Below are 24,597 nucleotides of genomic sequence, written 5' to 3' on the forward strand. Positions count from 1 at the left end.
AGCTTGAGAGATACCCATCGCCCGCTTTTCTCACCGAATCCAGCTACCGCCATGATTCGAACCAGCTTGCTATTCGCCCTCGCCACGTTCGCTATTCCCATGGCGCACTCGGCCGATTTCATGTTTGCCGCGATCTACGATGGCGAGGCAATCGAAGGTCGCCCGCTAATGTGGAACGACCACGAGATGCTGATCCTCGCCCGCGACGGGGCGCTGCACACGGTCGATCCCCGCATCGCCGAAGACGCCCATAAGACCGCACCGCAGTTTCAAGGCTATTCGACCAGCGAGATGCGCTCCGCTCTGTACGAGGAGTTCGGTCGCGGCATGACCGTCACTTCCACAGGGCATTATCTGGTGGTGCATCGGCCGGGCGAGAGCGACGCTTGGGCGTCGCGATTCGAGGAACTCTATCGTTCGTTCCAGAACTACTTCCGCGTCCGCGGCATCGAGCTTCGCCGGCCAAAGTTTCCGCTGGTGGCGGTAATCTATGGTTCGCAGCAGGAGTACTACGCGGCCGCGCGCAAGGCTGGCAGTCAGTTGGGGCCCAACACGCTGGGGCACTACGATCCCACAACAAACCGCGTGCTGATGTACGACCGCGTGGGCAACAACGATCGCGACTGGGGCGTCACGGCCAACACCATCGTGCACGAGGCGACTCACCAGATGGCGTTCAACACCGGGCTGCACAGTCGCACGGCGGCCTCGCCGCAGTGGGTGGTCGAAGGGCTGGCCACCATGTTCGAGGCCCGCGGCGTGTATCAGAGCAACGCTTCGGACACGCGGCAGAACCGCATCAATCGCGGCCGGCTCGACGACTACTTCCACTTTGTCGATACGGCCCCCACCAAACAGACGCTCGCCGAGCTGGTAGCTAGCGACACGCCGTTCCGCACCTCGGCCCAACGCGCCTACGCCGAAGCGTGGGCGCTGACGTTCTACCTGAGCGAGACCCGCCCGCGTGAGTACGAGCAGTACCTCGCGCTCACCGCCTCGCGCGAGCCGTTGAGCAAGTATGGTTCGATGGAGCGTGTGCGCGACTTCCAGAGCGTGTTCGGCAGCGACCTCACGCTGCTGGAATCGAATTATCGCACGTGGATGAACGAATTGCGGTAATAGTTCGATTCTTTCAGTCTTTGTCCAAGTGCACGTCCATCTGCGGGAAGGGTATCTCGATGTTTGCCGCGTCGAGGTTCATCTTCACCTGGCGAAGCAGCGCTTGCTTGACGTTGCCGTACTCGGACGTCGGTCCCCACACGCGGACCGACCAATCGACGCTCGACGCACCGAGACCCAGCAGGATGATGGCGGGCTCGGGATCGGTGAGCGCACCTTCGGTGGCGCTGGCGGCCTCGGTAAGCACGCGGCGCGTCTCGTCAATGTCGGCCGCGTACCCGACGCCGACGTCCACATCGACGCGGCGCTGGGGGTGGTAGGTGACGTTCTCGATCACCGAACCGTAGATCGAACTGTTGGGGACGATGATCCGGCGGTTGTCGAACGTGTCGATGGTGGTGGTGAACAGTTCGATCTCGTGTACCTTGCCCAGGTTGTTGGCAACGTTCACCACGTCGCCCACCTTGTAAGGTCGGAACACCAACAGCATCGCCCCGGCAGCGAAGTTCGAGAGTGTTCCCTGAAACGCGAGGCCAATCGCAAAGCCCATCGCGCCGAGCACGGCGGCAAAGCTGGTGGTTTCGATACCGAACCGGGACAAGCAAGCGATTGCGGTCAGCAGGATGATACCCCACCACACCAACTTGGCGATGAACAACGTGAGCGTTTCGTCGACCTTCAGCTTCCGCAAGCTGGCTCGCACCGCGCGCGATGCGTAGCCGGCGATGGTCCAGGCGAGGATGAGCAGCACTAGCACGAGCGCCGCGCGCATACCGTAGTACTCGGCCAGCGATAACCACTGGCCAGGTGTGAGGTCGAAGTTGAACGAAAGCAGCTTGTTGAGTGCCTCGGTATGATCGCTCGTAGGCGCGGCTTCTTTCCCCTGTGCGGCGGCTTCGGTGCCTTGTTCGGCGGCGGCTTGGGCTAGCGGAAGAAATGACGGCATAACGTTCGGTCCACAACGGAGAGCGGGTTTTGTGAACCATTTTGATAGCAGAAGCCGCGGATTTTCGGCAACGTCAAAGCCGTGACCGCGTTACGCAACCATAGCCGACGAGCTACGTCTCGTCGGACAAGGAAGCAGGGACGTGCTTTCCGACGAGACGTAGCTCGTCGGCTATTGAGGTGCGGTTCCAAGCAGATTCTCCACTGCTTTGCCGATGTCCGTCTCACGCATCAGCGACTCCCCTACGAGAATCGCGTTCACTCCCGCATCGGCCAGCAGCTGCACGTCGTCATGCGTCTTGATGCCGCTCTCGCCCACCAGCAGTTTGTCACTCGGCACTTGCCGGCGGATGTCGAGTGTGTGGTGCAGGTTGACTTCGAACGTGCGGAGGTCGCGGTTGTTCACGCCAATGAGCACGGCCCCGGCCGCCAGCACTGCTGGCAGGTTGCCCGGTTCGTAGAGCTCCACCAGCGCGGTCAGCCCCAGCTCGTTCGCCTGCGCGTGCAACTCCGCAAGTTCCGCAGGCGTGAGGCATTCGGCAATCAGCAGCACTGCGTCGGCGCCGGCCGCCCGGGCTTCGACCAGCTGGTACTCGTCGAGGATGAAATCCTTCCGCAGCACGGGGATTTCGACCGCCGCGCGGACCTCGCGCAAATAGTCGAGGTGCCCTTGGAAGTACTGCTCGTCGGTGAGCACGCTAATACACGAAGCGCCATGTTTCTCGTAGATTTTCGCGATGGTGGCGGGATGGAAGTCCTCGCGAATCAGCCCTGCCGACGGGCTCGCCTTCTTTACTTCGGCGATCAGCTTGATCGGTCCCGGCGCGGTGATGGCGGCCAGAAAATCACGCACCGGCGGGGCCTGGGACAGTTGTGCGCGCAGTTGGTCGATCGGCCGCGCCGACTTGGCCGCGGCGATCTCCGTTCGCTTGGTGGCGACGATCTTATCAAGGATTGTAGACATGGAGGTCAACTTTCGGTGTTCCCGAATCGAGTTTCAAGGTCCACCCGCGTCCGAGCCTTGCGGGCGGGAAGGGAAACTCGAAAATTGAATCTGGATACTTCGTCGACTTGGCATTTCGCAAGTTTGACAAAACGCCTATTATCGGCGCGCGAGCGGGTGTGTGCTAGCATGCGCGAAGGCGTTTTCGCACCCCATTTTTGCAGGCAGAGCAATGACCGACTACCGAATTGAACGCGATACCATGGGCGAAATGCAGGTGCCCGAAGCGGCCCTGTACGGCGCGAGCACCGCGCGAGCGGTGGAGAATTTCCCCATCGCCAAACGCCCCGTGCCGCCGTCGGTGATTCACGCGTTCGGCCACTTGAAGGCCGCCGCGGCTCAGGCTAACAAAGACCTGGGCAAGCTCGACGCGAAGCTGGCCGACAAAATCATCGACGCCGCCACCGAAGTGTCCGAGGGCAAGTACGACGAGCACTTCCCCGTCGACGTCTACCAGACCGGCAGCGGCACCTCCACGAACATGAACGCCAACGAGGTGATTGCCGCGGTGGCGAACGACAAGTTGGGACTCGGCGCCACGACCAAGGCCGAAGGCGGCGTGCATCCCAACGATCACGTAAACATGGGGCAGAGCTCCAACGACACCTTCCCCACCGGCATGCACATCGCCGCCGCGGTGTTGCTTGATCAACAGTTGGAGCCGGCCCTGGAGAAGCTGACCAAGGCGCTCGCGGACAAAGCCGAGAAGTGGGACAAGATCATCAAGGTCGGCCGCACCCACCTGATGGACGCCACGCCGATTCGCGTCGGCCAGTTGTTCGCCGGCTACGCTGCGCAGGCCAAGTACTGTCACACTCGCGCCGGTCGGGCCAAGATGCGGATCCTGGAAAACATGCCGATCGGCGGCACCGCCGTGGGCACTGGCATCAACGCTCATCCCGACTTCGCCGGTCGGGTGTGCAAGACGCTTACCAACAAGCTGGGCGTGTTGTTCAGCGAGGCCGAAGATCACTGCGAAGCGCAGGCCACCAAGGATTCGTTCGTCGAAGCCCATGGCGAAATGAAAACCATCGCGGTCGCGCTGTCGAAGATCGCCAACGACATTCGCCACCTCGGTAGCGGCCCCCGCTGCGGCATCGGCGAGCTGGTGCTGCCCGCCATTCAACCCGGTTCGTCGATCATGCCAGGCAAGGTGAATCCGGTGATCTGCGAAAGCGTGATCCAGGTCGCCTGCCGCGTGATTGGAAACGACGCCACCGTGACCATGGCAGGCATGGGCGGTGTGGGATCGATCTTCGAACTGAACGTCGCCATGCCGGTGATGATCGACGCGTTCCTCGAGTCGGTCACGCTGCTGGCCAACGTGACGGACACGTTCGTCGACAAACTGCTCAAGAGCCTGGAGGTCGACGAAGCACGGTGCGCCGAGTTGCTCGACGCCTCGTTGATGACCATCACGGCGCTGGCGCCGGAAGTGGGTTACGAAAAATGTGCGGCGCTCGCGAAGCAGGCTCATAAGGAAGGCAAGACCATCGAGCAATTGGTGGGCGAACTGGAACTGATGCCCGCCGAGCGTTTGGCGGAGTTAATGGACTACGACAGCATGACCAGGCCCGAGGCATAGTTGCTGCGGCCTGGCGGCTGACAGTGCTGCTGACAAATTGGACGGCCACGAAAGGATGCGTGGAAGGATGCATAGCGCAAGGATTGCGATCGCTGCAGTCGTCGGACTGCTGGCTTTGTCTGCAGGGACAGGTTCGTCGGCCGACGAGTTGATGAACCCCGCTGCGCCCCCGGCGCCGCAACGGTTTGAACTCCCGCCCGACCAGCCGCAGATCGAGCAGACAAACTACTGGCGCAGCGCGCGGCCGCTGAAGTCGAGCGAGAAACGCTCCGCGCCGACCCAGCCGACCGTGTCCCCTGCCACTGGCCCGCTGCCGCCCGATCCTGCGCCGCTCGAACTGCCCAAGTGGCTCCTGCCCGACAGCGAGCCGCTCAAGCAACTCGAGCCGCCCGAACCGCCAGGCGAGGCGGTAATGATCGACGACCACGTCGATCTCGAGCCGCCCGCCAGCGACGAACGCTCGCCCGCCAAGGTGATCGAACTGGCGATGGCCAACGTGAAGCTTGCCCCGTCGCGTTCGGCGGCGCTGCTGGTCGTGGCCCGCGAGTTGGCCGTCGACGCTAAAACCATCGGCGACTTTGGCGACGTGATCGACCAATGCCACCGCGCGCTCGACGCGGGGCCCGAACGCGAAACGGCCGACTCGCTCGCCAAGCTCGGCGCGTGGTCGTACAACCGTCGCGGCGAACTGCTGATCGACAAGGGCGACGAGCATGCCGCGTTCGAAGACTTTCAGGAAGCCATTCAGCTCGACCCCAACAATTGGCCCGCGCTGCACAACCGCGGCGTAACCTTGGCTCGTTACCACAAGCAAACCGAAGCTCTGGCGGACTTCAACCGCGTGGTCGACCTGGCCCCGTCGTTCGCCATCGCCCGGTACAACCGCGGCGAACTGCTGAGCCAGATGGGCCGCTGGGAAGAAGCCGCCGAAGACTACACCGTGGCCATGCAATCGATGCCCGAAGAGGCCGCACTGTACGCCGCACGCGGCGCCGCGCTCAACGAGCTGGGCAAGCGGAGCGAGGCGGCTAGCGACTACAACCGTGCGATTCGCATGGATCCCAATTCCGCGCAAGCGTACGTGGGGCGTGGCAACGTGTTCGCTGCCGAAGGAATGTACGAACAGGCGGCCGACGACTTCCAACAGGCGCTGCAGCTCGACCCGCGCTCGGCGGCCGCTTATCGCAGCACCGCGTGGCTGCTGTCGACGTGCCCCATCGAGCGCGTCCGCAACGGCGAACAAGCCGTCGCCGCCGCGCATCGTCTTGCTCAACTCCGTGGCAACGAAAACCCGATGGTGCTCGACACCCTGGCCGTAGCACACGCGGCCGCTGGTGAGTTTTCGCAAGCGATCGCATTCCAGCAGCAGGCCATCGTCCTGGAAGACGACGCAGCGCTCAAACAGCAATACCTCCAGCGGCTGGACTTCTACCGTCGCGGCGAAGCGTATCGCACCGAGTAGCTGTTGTAGCCAAGTTCGCCGAAACTCCGACCGCGTCGAGCGGTCGGTTTGGCACTGGCGGCCTCTAGCGCTTAAACTACTCACACGGAACCACACGTGGTGTGTCCGCGCTGTCCCTGGGCCGCTGAGCCAAGTTTCGCCATGCGCATCCCCGTCATTCGTGGCATCATCGATCGGCGGATCCTTGCGAACTTCCGCATCGACCCGGAGGTCATGGCGCGGAACCTCCCCGCGCCGTTCCGCCCGAAGCTTGCAGGCGGGTACGCGATTGGCGGCATCTGTTTGATACGCCTGAAGTCCATCCGCCCGCGGTTCCTTCCGTTGCCGTGGGGCATTGGCTCGGAGAACGCCGCGCACCGGATTGCAGTGGAGTGGGACGCCGACGGCCAGACGCAGCAAGGCGTGTACATCCCCCGCCGCGACACCGACTCGCGGCTCAACACGTGGGCCGGCGGCTCGATCTTTCCTGGCATTCATCATCATGGCAAGTTCACTGTCGAGGAATCGGACGATCACTATTCGGTCGCCCTTCAGAGCGACGACTCGGATACGCATGTGCTTGTGGCCGGTAAGGTAACCGACCAACTGCCGACCACCAGCGTGTTTGCTTCGGTGGCCGAAGCGTCGGACTTCTTCGAGCAAGGGGCGCTCGGCTACTCCGACACGCACACTCGAGGAAAGTACGATGGGCTCGAGCTTCGTTGCGACGCCTGGCAGGTCGAGCCGCTCGACATCGAGCGCGTGGAGTCGAGCTACTTCCAAAACGAATCTGCGTTTCCCAAGGGCTCGGTGGAGTTCGACTGCGCCCTGCTAATGCGCGGCATCGATCATGAGTGGCACGGGCGGCAGGACCTGTGTTGCAACGAGCCCGCCGCGATGCAATGAGGGTCGACCCACCATGGACATCAAACAACATCTGTCTTGGTTGCTGTTGCTGCTGATTGCAGCCCAGTCCGCCGGCGCGGAGCAGGTAGCCGAGCTCACCAGTCCCAATGGCCGATTGCAGGCGACCGTTTCGCTCGACGCCAACCGCCGGCCGAATGTCGCGATCGCCCACGGGGATACTGAGATCGTGACCGCGACGCTCGGTCTCGACTTCGCCGAGGCCGGTCCCCTGGCCGAAGGGTTCGTCGTAACGGGCACCAAGCGAACAAGCCGCGATCGTTCGTATGCGATTCCCGTGGGCAAGACCTCGATGGCCCGCGATCGCCACGAGGAGCTGATCGTCTCGCTGCGCGAGCAAGCCGCGCCCAATCGGGAGCTGAACATCGAGTTGCGTGCGTTCGACGACGCTTTGGCCTTTCGCTATCAAGTGCCGCAGCAAGCATCGCAGGGCGAAGTGGTGCTGCAGAATGAGCTGACGACCTTTCAGTTCCGCCCCTCCGCCCGTGCGCATCTGCTGCCGCTCAATAGCTACACTTCTTCCTACGAGACCTATTACCTGTCGCAGTCCCTGGCGGAGATCGACCCGAAGTCGATCATCGGCCTGCCAATGCTGGTGGAAGACGCCGACGCGGCTTCCAAGCCGTTGTGGATGGCGCTGACCGAGGCCGACTTGACCGACTACGCGGGCATGTACGTCTCGCCCACCGCCGGCGCGGCGGGGCATTTCTCCGCGAAGCTCTCGCCGCTGCCCGGCCGCTCTGACGGGGCGAAAGTCACCGCCAAAACCCCGTTCACCTCGCCCTGGCGGGTGCTGATGATCGCAGAGGACGTGGGGCAGCTGATTGAGTCGAACATCGTGTTCCATCTGAACGAGCCTTCGCGAATTGAAGACCCGTCGTGGATCAAGCCGGGCGCGACGACCTTCACTTGGTGGAACCACTACACGCTGGAAGACGTCGACTTCGAGCCGGGTGTGAATACCGCCACGATGAAGCACTACATCGACTTCTGCGCCGAGCACGGTATCCCTTATCACACGCTCGATGGACTCGACGTCACTTGGTACGGCGGGCCGATTGCTCCGGTGGGACCCACCGACGTGACCTCCGCGGTCGAAGGTCTCGACCTGCCGGAAGTGCTGCGCTACGCCGCCGAGAAGAAGGTGCAACTCCGGTTGTGGGTGCACTGGAAAGCGCTCGCACCGCAATTGGACGAGGCCTTTGCGACGTACGAGCGGTGGGGCGTCGAAGGGGTGATGATCGACTTCATGAACCGCGACGATCAGGAGATGGTTCGCTGGTACCACGAGGTGGCCGCCAAAGCGGCCCAGCATCATCTGACAGTCACCTGGCACGGCGCATACAAACCGACTGGCGCCGAACGCACGTGGCCCAACCTGTTGAGCTACGAAGGAGTGCTGAACCAGGAATACAACAAGTGGTCGAACGTCGGCACGCCGCCGCAGCACAATCTGCAGGTGGCCTTCACCCGCATGCTGGCCGGGCCGCTCGACTACCATCAGGGCGGAATGCGAAACGTCCTGCCAGAGCACCACCGCCCGAACAATCGCCGCCCCACCGTGCAAGGCACGCGCGGGCATCAACTGGCCATGTACGTGGTGTATCAAAATCACTTGCCGATGTTGGTTGACTACCCGCAGGCTTATCGCGACGAGCCGGGGTTCGATTTGCTGACCAAGGTTCCCACCACGTGGGACGAAATCCGCGTGCTGCACGCCGAGTTCGGGGAGTGTCTTGTTGTTGCACGTCGCCGCGGCGACGCGTGGTACGTAGGCGGGATGACCGCCGACAACGCCCATCGTGTTTCCGTGCCGCTCGACTTTCTCCCCGCAGGCTCGCACGCGATCGAGCAGTACGCGGACGACAAGCAGCGTGGGCCGTCTGCGCTTCGCGTGACGGATCAAACGGTGAGTGCTGACGATTCGCTGCAGGTTGATATTCCTCGCGCGGGTGGATTTGTGGCGGTTATTTCTAAACTGGTTGTTGAGTAGAAACTGTATCAACTACCTATGAAATTCCGAGTCTCCCATCTCCTGATCGCAATGAGTATGGTGGCGTTTCTGTCGCTGGTGTTGATATCGAGCATTCAAGCAGTTGGCGGCGGTGACCCATACGATTTGACCGTCGACTTGGACGCAACCTCGGCGGCCATGGCCGACAGTATTTCGTACGCCCCAGTCCGTGGCGAACAGATGGCCACGGAGATGGTCGCCCAACTCGACAACTATCTCCCCGTCATGGTGCACCAGGACTCGGCGGATGCGTTCATTCTTAACATCGGTTACAGGTTTCGGGTTTACCCCTCGGGCGAAATGTCCGAGGGATGGCAGGACTACACACACATCGTCGTGGTGCTCCACCGCCGGGGCCGAACCAGGGCAGTGCACCTGGTCGAAATCCCCCACGGCAGCCACTCGCGGCGTCTCGTGGTGACAGAAGACAATCGGGTGTCCGATGCCGCTGTCGCCGACTAACCTGAGCTGATTCCGACCAAGGTTCACCCGGGGGTTTTGTCCCACAACACAATGCATTGGCCCAAACCCCCAGACGTTTTGGTCCACCGCCAATTCAAAAACCCCTTGTTTTCTCGACCAAACCAATCGGGGGGGTGCGACAAAACCCACCACGTTGTTCCCCGCATGTTTTCAGTGGGGACAAAACCCGATAGTCGCCGTTCGCTCCGCCGAACGAGCGCCCGTAGCTACGCTCGCCCAGAGCGTGGATGCCCCACCAAGGACGAACAGCGCCCAACAACGTTGACAGCACCACTACCACCGTCAGGCGACGGCATCTACCTATGCACCCGTCGGCGGCCTTACACTACCGCGCTCGGTGTACGAAAACCACAACGGCCATCATAGAAAGTGGAAGTAAATCGAGGCGTCCGCTAACGCGCATCGCCCCCGCCGCTGGGCAGCAATTCATACGTTTCGGAGCGGGTTTCGCTGGTGGTGCCGTCCAGTGTCTGGCCCTCCATTCGAGTACCCTCTTTGCCTCGGAGGATCTGGCGCACGCTCAGCGTGTGCGATTGCGACAGGGGGCCCTTGGTGTAGTCGGCGGGCATAGTCACTTTTTGCAGAATGGTCACCTCGGCCGATTCGGGCTCGGCATCCGGAAATGGTGAAGGACGGATCATCTGCTTCAGTTCGGTCTTGATCTCGATGTCGAGCAACGTCTCTCCGTCCACTTCCCGAGCAGCAACGAGTGTTGCGGTCCCTTCCACTCCGTCTTCGTCGACCTTCGCGTTGTGCGCCTTGGCCATCGCCAACAGCGCTTGCTTGTCGTCGGCATTCCACGAGTCGCCTACGCTGCGAGGCGTATCGCTGCCGTACAGGTCGTCGATCGTTGCATCCTCGGTGTCGAAAGAGATCACTCGCGGTAACGTCTGCTGGGCAACTTCCGGAAGCGCCTTACCATCGGGTCCGGTGAAAGTGGTTCCCTCCTCGCCAGCTTCGGCAATGAATTCAGCCCCCTCTGGCAAGATGGGAATCTCCCGCTCCTTCGTCTTGACAACCGCGCGATCCACGACGTACGAACTCTTGACTGGCTGCCCGCGCTCGCTGAGTTCCAGTACTTCGACCACGGCATCGATTTCGATGAAATTTGTCAGTTCCTGGCTGAACACCACTTCTTCGCCTTGGAGAACCCTTCGCTTGATCTCTTGCTTGGCGCGCAATGCCTCTTTGGTCCGCTCGCCTACCTTGGCGAAGGCCGGAAACCGAACCACATACATGGCCCCCGACTCATCGGCGCCTCGCACGCTCGCGGTGGCGGAGAAGAGAAGACAAATCGTGCAGGCGAGCAGTAGTCGACGGGAGAGCATTCTAGAACTCGAGTAGGCGGGCTTGCGGAAGTGGAATGGAGCGCGGTGCCAGTGTACCACGTTCAGTGCGCCGGGAGCGACACTCTGCCGAATTGGCGTCTTTTTGGGAGCCCAATCCGCGCTGGCAGCGCGGGCGGTTATAAACTGCGGCAGTTCCTTCGACACGACTGCGTGTCGTTCGCGACCAGAGGTTCCAGGAGGCACCACGTGCGAATGGCGTCACTACAACGCGATTTCTGGCAGCTTCGCTCCGCCGAGGAGTCACATCGGCAACAACCAGCGAAATTCAGGATACCGCCGCTTGATCAGCGGCAGAGCCTCCAACGAGGTGACGCGGCAAAGCTGATCTTTGACATCGAAGGCTCCGACGAAGATGGCTCAGTTGTCGTCGGAGGGGAGCGAATGTGGGTCATCGTCGCCGATCAGATTGGCGACGCCTACATTGGGATACTAGATGCCCAGCCATCTTTTGACCCATCGGAAGATGTCTACCTGCGTTTCGGCGCGGAGATACCGTTTCGTCCTGAGCACGTGATCGAAATTGCTCAGCCACCACGCAAATACGTGGAGTGGCAGTTGGGCCAACCTCCCGAACGAGTGTGGCCGCGCACCGACTGACCGGCGAACGGCTAGCTGGCTCGCGACACAAGACACGCATCATGGTCACACCCCCGGGGCCTCGCCGCCACGCTGGGAATACAGCGACAAGTTCCTTGCGAAGGTGAGCTGGGGCATGACTTACGAGTTCACACTGCAAAGGGCGAATACCTACATGCGGCGAAGCACAGCCAGACTGTTGGCAGCAGCCATTCTTGCCCTGGCGGCAACAGCCACCAACCTTGGCTGCAGCCGAGCACCGCACGATGCCAGCGCTGACTCCGCTCCCCAGCAAGGATCGATCGTCGGCGAGGCGGATCGACTACCAATCCAGGAAGCCGTCTTCCGCATGGTCCTCCCCTCCGTCGAAACTCTCGACAGTCTGGGGGAAGTCTACTTTCTGGCGGTCACCGACGCTGAGGGTAATCTGGAAGACCCTCCGAGTGAGCTCGTGCAGTTGTTCTCCGATGAACTTGGCAAAGAAGTCAAGCCAGTGTCGTTGGCCAAAGAAACACCTCAGGTAGATCAACGTTACGATGAGCCATTCTATCGTGATGCGGAATCGGGCCAAGCGGGAAGGTTGTTCTACGTGTCACAACCTCGGTGGGTTGATGAAACAACGGTAGAAGTAGAGGCCGGATCCCGGGCAGCACCAATCGCGGCGTGGGAAGCTACCTACGTTCTCCGCAAGGTGGACGGGCAGTGGAGAGTTTTTCGAGTGCGCGAGGGGTGGGTTTCTTGAGATGCCGCCTCGTCGATCGCGCGCTGCATCCCCTACGGCACCGCCGGCGGTGGGGGCAGATTCAACAACGGCTCACTGCTGCGCAGTGTGCTTTCGTAGTGTCGCAATAGGCCATACGTCGACTGGAACGCGGGCAGGTTGGCCAAGGCCTGGTACGACGGGTTGGTGACCACCATCTGGTAATGCCGCAGTGATTTGTCGAGGGCCTCGAGCGGCGGATGCGATTGGTGGCCGAACACTTCCACCGGCAAGGCGAGGAATGCGCGCCACTGCGGATCGAGCTGGTCGAACAACTCGGGCGACGTCTTACTCAACTGCTCGCGAATCACGTCCGACTCCGGCGTGGAGTATTGCTGCGCCAGTAGCGGCGCCTGAGCCCCTCCGGCGGGCGCTGGAAACCGTTCGCCACTGTTCGCCACGGCCGCCGACTCTACAGGAATCACCCTCGACGCGCTGTAGGCGTTCACCAGTTGCACCAGTTCCACCGCAGCGGGAGGAACCACCACCGGTTGCTGGGGCCCGGGGCTGCGGTAGTAGTCGGCATTCGCCAATCCGTCGACCTTCAACATCGACCCGTCCAACGACGCACCCAGGAACAGTCCACGACTCCTCGCGTAAGAGTAGACTTCCGCCTTGAGCTGCAGGTCGGTCGCCGCGGAGGCTTGCCGCCCGACCGGACCCGCGGCCGCCGCCGCGTCGACGCCCAGCGTGAACTTGTTGGAGAAGATGCCTTGAATGCTTTGCTTGGTTTTGAACACCAGGATCACATCGGTCGACTGCACCCCCGCCTGCCAGCCGACGCTTCCGCCAGTAAGCGTCACAAACACCGGCGCGTGCCAGGCACCGTTGTCGTCGCGCACCACCAGCGTGCCGCGCCCATGCCGAGCACCGATCACGAATCCGCCTTTGATCACGTTCGGTATGATCGCCACGCCCTGGGCATCGGCCAGCAACCGCTGAGGAATCGCTTGCGCAGGCACCGCCATCACTTCGTTCAGCACCTGGATCGACGCGCGAACGGTCTCATCTTCGCGCATCTGTGCGTAGGTGGCTCCCGTGAAGCAGAGCCCCGCAAGAGTTGCTATCACCAACACGGACGAGGCAATTGTGGGCCTAATTTTGCTCGACATACTCACGGTGCTCCTGGAGAGAAAGGTGCGGACGTCGGCGAATTCTGAGCCGGATCGGCGGTGGGAGTCAACCTCAATCGCCCAGCAACTGCCCAGCAGAAAATCGCCCCACTTCCCACCGCACAAATCCCCACCCGCGGCCGCCCGATCCATCGCAATCCGCCGCACTCACCAGCAGCGCGAACCCCGTCCTCCCCCTACCTACCAGCCGAGCAGAAAACGCCCCACCAGGCCCACCTGCGACCCCCTAGCCCGAGCCCATCGCTCCCGGCTACAATACCGGGTCTCGCCCCCAGCTCCCTTAGCTCAATCGGCAGAGCAACTGACTCTTAATCAGTAGGTTCTAGGTTCGAGTCCTAGAGGGAGCACTCTGCAAATGGTTTGCTGCAAAGAAGTTACACGCTCTTTGGCAACTTGGTAGCAAGTTCACTAGATGGTTGCGCCACCTGATGCGCCACCTCACTCGCGTTCCATAGGGCGTCAGCCAGTTCGGCCGCGTTCAAATCGACATAGTATTGCATCGTGGTTTCGATGCTCGCGTGTCTCATGAGTTGCTGCAGGATCGCTGGCTGCACTCGCGCGGCCCAGCGTGTTCCGAAGCTACGGCGAAGGTCGTGGGCGGTGGCTGTCTTTCCGTTGGGGGAGACTACCACTCCGGCCGCCTTGCCAATCGCCGAGACGTGCTTCACGACGGTGTCAGTACGGAAGTGAATGCCGAATACGGTGCCCCGTCGCTTGGTGTCGGGACGCTCACACAGCCATTCGGCGAACTCGGGAGCAATGGGCAAAACCTGATCCTGCCCAGACTTCTGGTTTTCGCTGGTAATTCGGTACATGGGACGGCGCCCGTCCGGGTCGATGGCGAAACCTGAGCGGAACTCCCACGATAGCACGATGGCCTCGCTCACTCGCAGGCCGCCGAGCCAAAGGCCGCGAAGGAGCTGCTGGTACTTCTCGAAGTCGTTCGGACGGACGGTTGGCGCAACAGTCAGCATTCGCTCCAGCTCTTCGAGTGTGACCGGTCTTGAGCGCATCCGCTTCGTCTTGCCTTTTGCTCGTTTTGGCTTGCGAATCCGGGGGCAGGAGTCCAGGTAGCCCATGTCGACTGCCCAACCCAGCGCTGCTCGGATCGTAGCCAGGTAGCTATCGATGGATGTTTCCGATAGCTGCTCAGCCCGCCAGCTCGCAGCGAGCCGGGAGAGTGAGACCGGTGTGAGGTCACTCAGGAAGGCAGGCTTCAATCGCGTGTTGACGTGATTTGCAGCCGTCGCCCACGCCTTGCGTGACTTGACGGCTAGGCTCGCTAGGTGCTCCTGGGCATAGACCCGTTCGAAGTCGAACCACGCCATGTCCGTCGCTTCGAGCTGCTTGGCGTTGAGCGATTGTTCGAGCTCTGCGGCTTCACGCTCTGCGTTACGCCGCAGTGTCTTCTTGTTTGGCCACTTGCTGGTTTCCTGCCGTGGAGAACCTTCTGCATCGACCCAGCGAAACACAAACCGGCCCCGTCGCGAATCGCTAATCACCTTCACCTTGATCGTCGGTTCTTGTTTCATCTTTGGTTTCCAGGAGCGTCAGGACGAAGGTGGCGAACACTTGGCCAGGGATGAGGTAGGTCCTACCGAATGGCACCGCGTCCAACTGAGAGGTGTTGATGTACTTCTCGCGAATGGCTCGGGCTCGCCCACCTCCAGGACATCGTCTTCGGTTCCTAGCTCCCCGTCATCTCCAGGCAGCACATTGATGTCGATGTCGAATTCGCTCGCGTATCGCATGGCGAACTTGCCTTCGCTGTTGATGATCACGCCATGTTGCTGACTGTCCATCACGATGTGCTGCTCACCCCGCGAAACATCGGTCGGCTTGACCCACAACTCGAAACCGCGGTCGTTCAACCGGAAGTAGTTGAGCGTTCCGCCAGGGTTGACCAGCGACGCAATGGAAGAAGGCGATTGCTCGGGATAGTTGAGTGCTTCGCCAAAGCCCGTACGCAAGTAGTTGCGATCGAAGCCCTGATTGAGCCCCAAGCCGATACCGCCGTTCCCGTCGGGACGGTCACTCGTGTCGGTGTAAACGGGGTAACGATCGAGGCGGCCCTTAGCCACGAGATCGATCAACTGGTTCATGTTCGTCTGGCCGGCGCCGTCGTAGGTTACGACGTTGCCGCTGTTGTCCATCAAACTCATTCGTTGCCCGATGACAGCTCCGGTGTCGTCGTCGCCGAACCCGTAATCTCGGTCCACAAACGGCTCTGGCGGCAGTTGGGCGTTGGCCGCGGTTCCGAGCAGGCTTGCCAGCGCAACTACGCCTACCAACAAGCGCTGTCCGAGGCGTAAACGACCAACCAGGCAGCACGCAACGCCCGACAACACCAGCAGCACGGCGCTCGGCTCCGGCACTTGCGCAGTGGCGGTCACACTCGCCGCGGCGGCGCTCGCGCCGAAGTTCTGCTTCCATAATGCGTAGTCGGCGGCGTCGACCACTCCGGCGCTGCCGCTGTTCTCGTCGCCGTTGCCGTTCAGGTCGGCCGAACTGCCCAAGTTGTTTCGCCACACGGTATAGTCGGCCAGGTTCACCAGGCCGTCGCCGTTGAAGTCGCCTTCCAACCCCAAGGGCACCACGTAGTTGACCACCACTGGAGCAAACGCTGTTTCCGAGGAACGGGGGAGCACTTGTCCGAATTCGTCGGTCTGCATGAACGAGTAGGCGAGTACCAAGTCCTCGCCGCCTACAAGCTTGTCGTACACCTTGCCGATCGAGAGAGTTCCGCCAGGGGCGATGGTGGTGTCGCCGTTCAAGAACGCTTCGAAAATCAGCTCGGTGCTGGCGATCACGGTGTCCCACGAGTCGCCGATCCCGCCGCCGACGCTATCGACATCGCGGGCATCGAGGTTCGAACCTTCCCACTCGCTTGTCATCAAGGCGCCAGCGTCGCTGTTGATGGAGTAGCTCGTGAGCACAACGGGGTCGTCCGACACCGAGACCAAGGCCGCAGTGCCGTTGTTGACGTTGATCTGCAGCTGCAGCGTGGCTGGAGGGGGCGGGGGGATGAACCGGGTTATCGTGTCAGGGTGGGGATCCCGCAACAGATCGACCGGCGGCGTGTAGTTGTCGGTGTTCACGACCCAACCTTCAGGGCCTTCCTGCGAGTAAACCTCGTCGCCGAAGTCCTGGCTTTCGTCAATCGCCTCACCGAGTACGACGCTTTCGAAATTCTCAAACAACAGCGATCCGGTGTTGGCCGACACGTTGACGTTGTCGATGGCCCACCACCAGTCGTTCGTGGCATTGAACATGTTAAATCCAAGTTGCATGGTGGTCGCCGAGCCAGAAGCTGGCAGTGGAATGCTGATCAGCTCGTTGGGAGCATGGTCCTTGTAGTTGGCGTCGAGGGCATCGGAACTCCAGCGGAACACTTCCGTCGCGACCCCGTCGTAGAACACTTCGAGGCTGGCGCCTTGGGTGTCCTCGGGTCGCCAACTCGAGGCAAACGTCAGGTTCAACGAACTGGGATCGACGCCCGATAGATCAATGGCAGGGGTTCGCAACTGGCTGTTGAACGTGTAGGTGCCACCAGGGCCGCCGATGTCGTCCCACTCGTCAGGATCGGCAATCGCCACCACGCCGGTGCCGAGAGTGAACTCGGAACGCCGCTGATCGCCGGCGACTTCCGACCACCACTCGCGATCGGCAAACGACCACTCTTCCCACTCCGTCACGCCAACCCCGTCCGGCAAGCGTTGGCTGAAGGCGACTTGAGGAAGAGCCAGCACCAGCAAGGCTAGCGCTGCGGTCCACAACCGTCTCCGGCTCCGAAGCCGATCGCCACTGGGATTGCAGATGCCACCGACCAACCTCCGTCTGGCGATGACTGCGATTGCCGCAATCGCCAACAGGACAACCAATTCGCTACGTGGCTCGGGTACCGCCGAACTGTTCAAAGCCGCGGCAAAAGCACCCGTCCCCAACAGGCGGTCGAACTCTCGCTGGAAGGCGACGTAGTCGCCGGCGCTCAGCTTACCGTCCGCGTTTAGATCGCCCTTCAGGTAGGCTTGAGCCGTGGTAAGCGACGAGATGTCGGCTTGATCGGCGATGTCCAGGAATGCTGTCCAGTCGTTGATATCGACCGTTCCGTCGAAGTTCAGATCGAGGAACTGGAAGGATTCTCCCCCGTTGCCGACAAACTCGAGCAGACCCGTGATCTGTTCGTTACTACCCTCGACCAGGTAGGAGAACGTGATGTCCGTGTTTTCTTCGAAGTAGCGAAGCCAGGCGTCCTCGCCCAGTTGAATGGATGCCCCGGCGGCCAAGGTCGCGCTGCTCAAGTGCAGTTCCGAGAGATCGTTGATCTCGCCACCAACCTGTGTCGCCTGCACCCAGTTGGGGTCGGTGGCGGACAAGAAGTCCGCCGCGGCCTCGTCGAACGCTCCCTCCTGGGAGAAGAGCGAATAGCCTCGCAGTTGGACGTCGCTGCCTGTGTTGTTCAGGATGGTGACTTCGCCGGTGTCGCGGTCGAGGATCGCCTTGAGCACGCCATCGGCTCCCTGATTGTCGCCCGTGTAGATACGGACGTTATCAATCGCCCACCACCAGTCGTTGTTGCCTTGCAGGCGGAACTCGAATTGGACGCTGGTCGCGCCCGCTGGAATCGCCTGCAATTCGTAGGTCAGGCTCTCGTCGAAGGCATCGTCCTTGAAGTTCGGATCGGTGGCCACCGACGTCCACACGTCCAGCTCTTCCTGGGCGCCCGTGTTGTACGTGGCGGTCAAGGTGGCGGTCTGCACGTCCTCGTCAAACCAGGACGAACTGAAATTGAGACGCACCGGATCGGTGACACCGGCAATCGAGACACTGGGTGTTACCAGTGTGGAATCGAACACGCCGTTTTCGGGCAGTAGATCGTCTTGCGATCCTTGATCGGGATTGCCAAAGTCGTCCCATTCATCGGGATCGGCTACGGCAATTGTTCCCACACCGCTTACGAAGTTCGTGCGGCCCTGATCGCCCGCCGTTTCAATCCACCACTGCTTGTCGACCAGTCGCCAACCTTCGAACTCCAGCACACCGTTCTCGGTATCGCCCACCGATGTCGTCAGGTTGACCTCCGTCCAACCAGTCAGCCCACTGTCGGCAACGGTCTGCCAGGCGGCGCGATGGCGCAGTTCGGACTCGAACGTCACCGTCGGCTGCAGGGGAACACTCTCGAAGTCTTCCGACAGCAGGTCGACCGCGGCGACCGGTTGGCATAGTAGCGCGACGAAGAATAGTGAAAGCGGGACGTTGGGCGAGATGCGTTGCTTCGGCATGGTTGGTTGCGTCGTGGTGGACTTGCTGTTGGATGAAAGGTGAACCCCTGATCTTTCGCCACGATTGATGCGCCGCCCGCCGGCCACAACAATCATCGCGATTGGTTGTCAAACGCCTCGCCGCCCGTGGCCGGGCGGCGAGGCTGCGCGTTGCGATTCGTCCGCTTGACTAGCGTCGGCGAGCGGCCATGCCGAGCCCGCCCAACATCAAGCCTCCCAAGACGAAGCTCGAAGGCTCGGGCACCAGGCTAGTGACCGCACCCGACTGAACGCGGACGTTGTCGATGGCCCACCACCAGTCGTTGTTGCCCACGTATCCGAACTCCAGTTCCAGCGTCGAAGCACCGGTAGTGTCCAATAGGAAACCAAGCGCTTCGTCGACATTGCTGCCGTGGTAGTTCGGGTCGTTGCTATCGCTAACCCAGGTGAAGAGCTCCGTGGGATTGCCATCCAGGTAGGCGACTAGCTGGGCTGCTTGGAAGTCTTCGGGACGCCAACTCGAAACGAAGTCGATGGTCACCACACCTTCAGCGGAAACGTCGATGGGGGAAGTCTTCATCAGGGTCGTGAGGTCGCCTTGATCGCCAGGATCTCCCAGATCGTCCCACTCGTCGCCATCGGCCACGGCCACGTTTCCAGTGGCCTTGCTGAATCCACTACGTGTCGAGCCGCCAACTTCGGCCCAGAAGTCCTTGTCGGCAATGCTCCACTGCTCCCACTCCAGCACGCCGAATCCGTCGTCGCCACCGCCAGCGCCGGGAGTGCCTGTGTTGTCGGTGGTCCATCCAGCGGGAAAGGAGTGAGTGAAGACTTCCGGACGGGCGGATGTGGGATAGTCCGTTCCCAGAATCGTGGTGGTTCCATTCGAAGGAGCCTCGAGCCCGGCACCGGCGGCGAGCCGCTCGTTGACGCTGTCGCCCAGCGTGATACCTTCGAAGTCCTCGAACAACTTCTGAGTTCCACCCTCGTCAATCACCTCCACGTTGTCGATCGCCCACCACCAGTCGTTGCCGGCGTTGGCGATCTTGAACGACAGCGTTGCCGAAGTCACTCCCGCGGGAACGTCGAACAGCAAGGTACCGTCCGCTGCCTCATAATGACGGTCTTGCTCATCGGCCTTGAACGGTGGATCGCCGGACAGGTCGTCCGAGTCCCACTTGGTCACGGTAGTCGAAGTGCCATTGTCGAACGTGGCGATGATTTCCACCGCTTGATTGTTCAAGTCCACGAAGGTGCCGTCCAAAGCGCTGTCGTCAAACGCTTCGGGACGCCAACTGGAATCGAAACCGAGGGCGTGCAGTTGGCCGCCGGAGACGGCGAACGAAGGCGTAACCAAGGCGGTGCTGTAGTAGCCGCCGTTGACCGCGTCGTTCTGGCTTCCCAAATCGAAATATTCATCGGGATCAGCAACTGCAACCGTGCCCGAGGCGCCGCTGGTGGTGCCGAACATCGAACGATCTTGATCACCTGCCGCTGTGGCCCAGAAGTCCAGGCGAGCGAAGTTCCAACCTTCCCATTCGTCCACGCCGTAGTCAGCCAGACCAACGCCGGGAACACCTACGGTTACGGTGGGGGCGCCGTCGTAAGTATCTACGGCTTTGTCGACCGTCCAACCGGTGGGAGGAGTGCTGCTCCACACGCCGGGAATTGCTGAAGTGCCGGGCTCAGTGGCGACGTTTTCGGAAATAGCAGTGCCAATGCGTTCGTTAACACTGTCGCCAAGGTCCGCACTCTCGAAATCTTCATAAAACAATACTTGGGCAAATCCCGTTGTTGCAGAGAAACTCGCCACCATGGCGAGCAAACAACTCAACCGCGTTAGTTGTCGCTTCATTAGATTCTCCTTCTCACAGCAAGTTACAAAGGCAAAACACAGTACAATTAGCTGTAGTTCAAACGCCGCCCGTCGGTCGCATTCAGCAAGAGCGTGTGATGGTGTCGCCCAACTGTGAAGAGAACGTGATGGTTGGAGACCATTCGCGAAAGATTCATAAAATGCGCGAGGCTCGCGACGACGATCTTGACACTGTGCGCCAACGACGCGACATCTTCATAAAGTCAGGCGCTCGCCCGCGCATTGCTGATTGGTCGAAGCACGCCGCTTTGCGCCCGACGTCAAAGCAACTGCGCACTACGTCTCCGGCACGCAAGACGCTTCGTCGGGTACACTCTTAGGTGGCCGGAATGCCTGGTCCCTTATCCCAGCGAGTCAAACCGCAACCACTGGAGCTCATTCAATGCAGCCTGCCAAAACTGACCGTGATCAACATGCTTGTACCGCTTCGATCCGCAATATGTTCGAAAAGCACGGGGGATCGATGTATGGCGGGGAGGCGGTCACTCAACAGGAGCACGCTTTGCAGGCCGCGTGGCTGGCGGAGCAGCAACATTCCAGCGACGCCCTGGTGACGGCCGCCTTGCTGCATGACGTTGGCCATTTGTTACACGACCTGCCTGACGATGCGCCTGACCGCGGCATCGACGACCAGCACGAAGATCTCGCCGCAGAGTGGCTCCAGCGACACTTTCCGCCAGAAGTAGTTGAGCCAGTTCGTCTGCATGTCGAGTCGAAGCGGTATTTGTGCGCCACAGAACCCGGGTACTGGGAAGCGCTCAGCGAACCCTCCAGGCAAAGCCTCGAACTGCAGGGTGGCGCGATGAACGAAACGGAGTGCGAGCAGTTTCGGCAAGGCGAGCACTTCGAAGCTGCCCTTCAACTGCGTCGCTGGGACGACGAAGCGAAAGTCGCCGGCTTGAAAACGCCCGCGGTGGCGCACTTTCTGGAGTTCGTCGATCGGGTGGTTTGCAGGTAAGGTGCACAACTAGTCGTCGATGTGAATTCCTTTGACTAATTCGTCCATTCTTAACATTCAAATACATAATGAGCCCTCCAGGGCCGGGCCGGGCAACAACACCCATCAAGCGACGCACGCGAATGCCTTTCGCTGGCGTGCAAGACGGGCTGTTTCCATCTTCTTCATTTCCGGGTCGACGCATGAGCGAAGCCAATCGCAGTGAGCAATCGCGAAGGCGGCCCGCCGATAGCCAGTCGATGAGAATTGCGCTGTTGATTGATACGTCCACGACCTGGGGGTCGGGACTAATCGAGGGAGTTATCGAGTACGCCAAATCCCGCAACAAGAACTGGCTGTTTTCGTTCGAGCCGCGTGGCAAGTACGACGACATGCTGCTTCCCGACCGCTGGCAGGGGGATGGCGTGATCGCTCGCGTCACAACGGCGGAACTTGCCGAGCAAATCATTACTCGCAAGATCCCAGCGGTGAACCTCTCGTGGTTTCGCTACGGCACCAACTTGATCCCGACCTGCACCTGCAACGAGGACAAAGCGGCCGAGCTTGCCGTCCAGTATTTTCTGGCCAACGGCTACCGGCAATTTGCCTACTGCCGCTCGACGTTGCGTCCCACCTATTTCGACCGTTTGGGAGCGGGATTTGAGCAGTGCCTGAAAGACGCTGGCTATCGGTGCTGGACGTTTGAGACCGATGAATCCTTTAACGAACTCGATTCCGAAGACCAACTCACCGCGCTGGGCGACTGGCTCGAATCGCTGCCTCGCCCTGTTGCACTGTTGAGTTTCGATTCGATTCAAGGACGCATGATCACCGAAGCGTGTCATCACCGTGGCATCCCTGTACCCGACGATATCGCGGTGCTTGGTGGCGAATACGACGAACTCTGCAGTCGAGTATCGCGACCGCCGCTATCGGGCATCGACCACGCGCCCCAGTTCGTCGGATTCCACGCGGCCGAGATGCTCGATAAGCAACTTAGTCACAAGGCACAGCCAGTTCGCGATCAGCGCCTGCCGCCTGCCCGTATCATTTCACGACAGTCGACCGACAAGATTGCCATCGACGACGAGATGATCGCCGGCGCCATTCGCTTCATTCACACCCACTACTCGGAACGACTGAAGATCGCAGATATCCTGTCCGAAATCCCGCTCAGTCGCCGCGCTCTGGAGATTGGATTTCGCAAGTACCTCGGGCGTACTCCACGCGACGAAATCCGCCGAGTCCGGTTGCATAAGTCGCTCGAACTTCTCTGCGACACCGATTGGAGCGTCACTCGCATCGCCCAGGAGTGCGGCTTCGATCCTCCTGAACTCTACACTCGCGCCTTCCGCCGCGAGTTCGACGCCACCCCCACGCAGTACCGCCGCAACCTTTCCCACAACATCTCCGTTCCCCATTTCAGTTGACCAGATCGATTGCAGGTCACGCGCGACCAGGTGGCGCGGATAGAGGGGTCGCGACATCCCAGCGCTGGCCCTAGTAGTTGCTCCTCATTTCTCGCCAGTCCTCATGGAAGCCGCTTGCGGCTTCGTTCACTAGAGGCTGGGTGAGGAGGTTGTCCACATCTTTGCCCCACAGGAAGAAGCTCTTGACACCGGCTGCGGCATAGATGGGCAGTTCTGTCACATCGTAAATACCTGTGCAGATAGTGACGTGTGGCGCTTGCGCGTCGATGATTTTTTGCATTTGGAGCACTTCGGTCGTCTTGGCGGCAATGCCGCGCTTCTGCAACATGCTGCCATAGGGTGCAATGCGGGTAGCACCGGCAGCGAGCGCAAAGCAGAGCCAGGCTGACGTAGGAACACACGTGGCCATCACATCCAGTCCCTGTTTCGACAGGTGCGAGATCACACCGAAACCTGCCAGGGTGGCGGGTGACTTGATGCGGATCTTCTCGGGGTCGATGGACAGCATCTCGTCCGCTTCTTTCTTCATGTCTTCAAGATCGGCATCCTGAAGCTGATACCAGGCGGCTGGCGCGATTTTGCAGAGTTCGGCGAACAACTCCTTCGGATTCATCCGCGCATCGGCGACAACCTTGGGGTTGGTAATTACGCCGGCAAAGACGCCGTAGCCCATCATTTTCTCAACCTGTTTGAGATCGCTACTTGCAAGCCAGAGCTGCATGGCAACTTCCTTTCATACGCTTTTCGTTTCAATGGTAAGAGCGTCACTGAGGTCGCGAGCTTGTTCCGCAGTGTACTGTGCCTGGCCTCCGAGGTGTTGGACGGAAAGTGCGCCGGCACTCACGGCAAGCTTCAGCGCAGCGGCCAGGCTGCCGGTTCCTGCGTACTGGGCAAGGAAGGCGCCGACGAAATTATCGCCCGCACCGGTGGTATCGATCGCATCCACCTGTGGCGTCGTGCAGTAGATCGCCTGCCCTGAGCCATCGAGGGCCAACGCTCCACGGGGTCCATCTTTAATGATTACCGTTCTTGCGCCGGCTGCTTGCAAAAATTGGGCTGTGGCAAGCAAATCGGCGGACTCTGAGAAGAGCGTTGCCTCGCCCATGCTGGTGAAAAAGAAGTCGATATGAGGAGCAAGTTCTGCGACAAACGTACCGTAGTCTAATTCACGCGGAGGATAAGTCGTATCGAAGGCGGTTGTGAGACCTTGGGACTTGGCAGATCGAACCAATTCCAGCGCTTCACCATCACGCACGGCCTGCATGATTTCGGCACCGCTGAGAGAAAAGACGGCAGCAGAGTCGTACCTCAGAATTGCAGGCAGCAGCCGATCGGCGATGGATCTACTGTTCGCACCCGAGCAATGCAGTAGCGTGCGCTCTCCCCCATGGCGGGCAAGGGCCATCGTCTTGGAAGTTTTCTCCCCTTCCAAAACCTGCACCAGCGATGTCTCGATGCCTTCGGCTTGCAAGCGAGAAAGGAGTATTTCGCCAAGTGTGTCGTCGCCCACCAGACCGGCGACATGCACCGCTGCTCCCAATCGGGAGGCACTAATGGCGGCAATCGCAGCATTGCCACCGACAGCGAGCTCCACGTGGTCAATGAAGATCGTCTCACCGGGCGGCAGATCCCGCGGGACGGTTGCCGCGACCAAATCGGCGACGATGGCGCCTGTGAAGATAATTTCGGGTGAGGTCATGAGCTGCACTTACAAAATACGTTCGCAGGATGCACTTCACGAGATCTAGCAACGTTGGCGCA

19 protein-coding genes and 1 tRNA gene are annotated in these 24,597 nt (G+C 60.7%); 11 read left to right on the forward strand and 9 right to left on the reverse strand.

What is annotated here, in order from left to right:
- Positions 1 to 51 precede the first annotated feature (51 nt).
- Positions 52 to 1,119, forward strand: a complete 1,068-nt coding sequence (locus ACQK2L_RS05880) for a DUF1570 domain-containing protein (protein ID WP_425396002.1) — start codon at positions 52 to 54, stop codon at positions 1,117 to 1,119.
- A gap of 13 nt (positions 1,120 to 1,132) precedes the next feature.
- Here the strand turns inward: ACQK2L_RS05880 and ACQK2L_RS05885 are convergent, their stop codons facing one another.
- Positions 1,133 to 2,065 carry a mechanosensitive ion channel family protein gene (locus tag ACQK2L_RS05885; RefSeq protein ID WP_425396003.1) on the reverse strand — a complete coding sequence of 311 codons (933 nt, stop codon included), beginning with the start codon at positions 2,063 to 2,065 and terminating at the stop codon, positions 1,133 to 1,135.
- Between the two features lie 171 nt (positions 2,066 to 2,236).
- The gene (gene trpC / locus ACQK2L_RS05890) at positions 2,237 to 3,028 is read right to left on the reverse strand and encodes an indole-3-glycerol phosphate synthase TrpC (RefSeq protein ID WP_425396004.1); all 792 of its coding nucleotides are present in this window, start codon (positions 3,026 to 3,028) and stop codon (positions 2,237 to 2,239) included.
- Between the two features lie 211 nt (positions 3,029 to 3,239).
- Here trpC and ACQK2L_RS05895 point away from each other — a divergent pair, with 211 nt between their 5' ends.
- The 5 genes from ACQK2L_RS05895 to ACQK2L_RS05915 all read left to right on the forward strand — a co-directional run bounded on the left by ACQK2L_RS05895 (position 3,240) and on the right by ACQK2L_RS05915 (position 9,493).
- Positions 3,240 to 4,652 (forward strand): class II fumarate hydratase, encoded by a 1,413-nt coding sequence (locus ACQK2L_RS05895; RefSeq protein WP_425396005.1) that lies wholly within the window; start codon positions 3,240 to 3,242, stop codon positions 4,650 to 4,652.
- Positions 4,653 to 4,719: 67 nt separating this feature from the next.
- The gene (locus ACQK2L_RS05900) at positions 4,720 to 6,114 is read left to right on the forward strand and encodes a tetratricopeptide repeat protein (protein WP_425396006.1); all 1,395 of its coding nucleotides are present in this window, start codon (positions 4,720 to 4,722) and stop codon (positions 6,112 to 6,114) included.
- Between the two features lie 141 nt (positions 6,115 to 6,255).
- Entirely contained in the window at positions 6,256 to 6,999 is a 744-nt protein-coding gene (locus ACQK2L_RS05905) for a DUF2071 domain-containing protein (RefSeq protein ID WP_425396007.1), read from the forward strand.
- 13 nt (positions 7,000 to 7,012) lie between these two features.
- Positions 7,013 to 9,010 (forward strand): glycoside hydrolase family 97 protein, encoded by a 1,998-nt coding sequence (locus ACQK2L_RS05910; protein ID WP_425396008.1) that lies wholly within the window; start codon positions 7,013 to 7,015, stop codon positions 9,008 to 9,010.
- An 18-nt stretch (positions 9,011 to 9,028) separates the two neighbouring features.
- A complete protein-coding gene (locus ACQK2L_RS05915) occupies positions 9,029 to 9,493 on the forward strand; it encodes a hypothetical protein (protein WP_425396009.1) in 465 nt (154 codons plus the stop codon).
- A gap of 413 nt (positions 9,494 to 9,906) precedes the next feature.
- Here the strand turns inward: ACQK2L_RS05915 and ACQK2L_RS05920 are convergent, their stop codons facing one another.
- Positions 9,907 to 10,842: a hypothetical protein gene (locus ACQK2L_RS05920; RefSeq protein WP_425396010.1), complete on the reverse strand. Its 936-nt coding sequence runs from the start codon at positions 10,840 to 10,842 to the stop codon at positions 9,907 to 9,909.
- A gap of 213 nt (positions 10,843 to 11,055) precedes the next feature.
- Between ACQK2L_RS05920 and ACQK2L_RS05925 the strand changes: the two genes are divergently transcribed.
- Positions 11,056 to 11,460 carry a hypothetical protein gene (locus tag ACQK2L_RS05925; RefSeq protein WP_425396011.1) on the forward strand — a complete coding sequence of 135 codons (405 nt, stop codon included), beginning with the start codon at positions 11,056 to 11,058 and terminating at the stop codon, positions 11,458 to 11,460.
- Between the two features lie 115 nt (positions 11,461 to 11,575).
- Positions 11,576 to 12,181 (forward strand): hypothetical protein, encoded by a 606-nt coding sequence (locus tag ACQK2L_RS05930; RefSeq protein ID WP_425396012.1) that lies wholly within the window; start codon positions 11,576 to 11,578, stop codon positions 12,179 to 12,181.
- A 32-nt stretch (positions 12,182 to 12,213) separates the two neighbouring features.
- Here ACQK2L_RS05930 and ACQK2L_RS05935 read toward each other — a convergent pair whose 3' ends face one another.
- The gene (locus ACQK2L_RS05935; protein WP_425396013.1) at positions 12,214 to 13,311 is read right to left on the reverse strand and encodes a lipid-binding SYLF domain-containing protein; all 1,098 of its coding nucleotides are present in this window, start codon (positions 13,309 to 13,311) and stop codon (positions 12,214 to 12,216) included.
- Between the two features lie 295 nt (positions 13,312 to 13,606).
- Here ACQK2L_RS05935 and ACQK2L_RS05940 point away from each other — a divergent pair.
- A tRNA-Lys gene (locus ACQK2L_RS05940) sits at positions 13,607 to 13,679 on the forward strand.
- 27 nt (positions 13,680 to 13,706) lie between these two features.
- Here the strand turns inward: ACQK2L_RS05940 and ACQK2L_RS05945 are convergent.
- From ACQK2L_RS05945 to ACQK2L_RS05955, 3 genes are all read right to left on the reverse strand, one after another.
- On the reverse strand, positions 13,707 to 14,864 hold the full coding sequence (locus tag ACQK2L_RS05945; RefSeq protein WP_425396014.1) for a tyrosine-type recombinase/integrase: 1,158 nt from the start codon (positions 14,862 to 14,864) through the stop codon (positions 13,707 to 13,709).
- Between the two features lie 18 nt (positions 14,865 to 14,882).
- Positions 14,883 to 18,614, reverse strand: a complete 3,732-nt coding sequence (locus tag ACQK2L_RS05950; protein WP_425396015.1) for a hypothetical protein — start codon at positions 18,612 to 18,614, stop codon at positions 14,883 to 14,885.
- A 169-nt stretch (positions 18,615 to 18,783) separates the two neighbouring features.
- On the reverse strand, positions 18,784 to 20,448 hold the full coding sequence (locus tag ACQK2L_RS05955; protein WP_425396016.1) for a PEP-CTERM sorting domain-containing protein: 1,665 nt from the start codon (positions 20,446 to 20,448) through the stop codon (positions 18,784 to 18,786).
- Between the two features lie 403 nt (positions 20,449 to 20,851).
- Here ACQK2L_RS05955 and ACQK2L_RS05960 point away from each other — a divergent pair, with 403 nt between their 5' ends.
- Both ACQK2L_RS05960 and ACQK2L_RS05965 read left to right on the forward strand, forming a co-directional pair.
- Complete coding sequence (locus tag ACQK2L_RS05960; RefSeq protein WP_425396017.1) at positions 20,852 to 21,427, forward strand: phosphonate degradation HD-domain oxygenase; 576 nt, start codon at positions 20,852 to 20,854, stop codon at positions 21,425 to 21,427.
- A 182-nt stretch (positions 21,428 to 21,609) separates the two neighbouring features.
- A complete protein-coding gene (locus tag ACQK2L_RS05965; protein WP_425396018.1) occupies positions 21,610 to 22,836 on the forward strand; it encodes a substrate-binding domain-containing protein in 1,227 nt (408 codons plus the stop codon).
- A gap of 70 nt (positions 22,837 to 22,906) precedes the next feature.
- Here ACQK2L_RS05965 and ACQK2L_RS05970 read toward each other — a convergent pair whose 3' ends face one another.
- Complete coding sequence (locus tag ACQK2L_RS05970; protein WP_425396019.1) at positions 22,907 to 23,557, reverse strand: transaldolase family protein; 651 nt, start codon at positions 23,555 to 23,557, stop codon at positions 22,907 to 22,909.
- A gap of 12 nt (positions 23,558 to 23,569) precedes the next feature.
- Positions 23,570 to 24,535: a carbohydrate kinase family protein gene (locus ACQK2L_RS05975; RefSeq protein ID WP_425396020.1), complete on the reverse strand. Its 966-nt coding sequence runs from the start codon at positions 24,533 to 24,535 to the stop codon at positions 23,570 to 23,572.
- Between the last annotated feature and the right edge of the window lie 62 nt (positions 24,536 to 24,597).

Origin of the sequence: Aeoliella sp., from assembly GCF_965227375.1 — a bacterium.
In the GTDB taxonomy this organism is placed as follows: Bacteria; Planctomycetota; Planctomycetia; order Pirellulales; family Lacipirellulaceae; genus Aeoliella.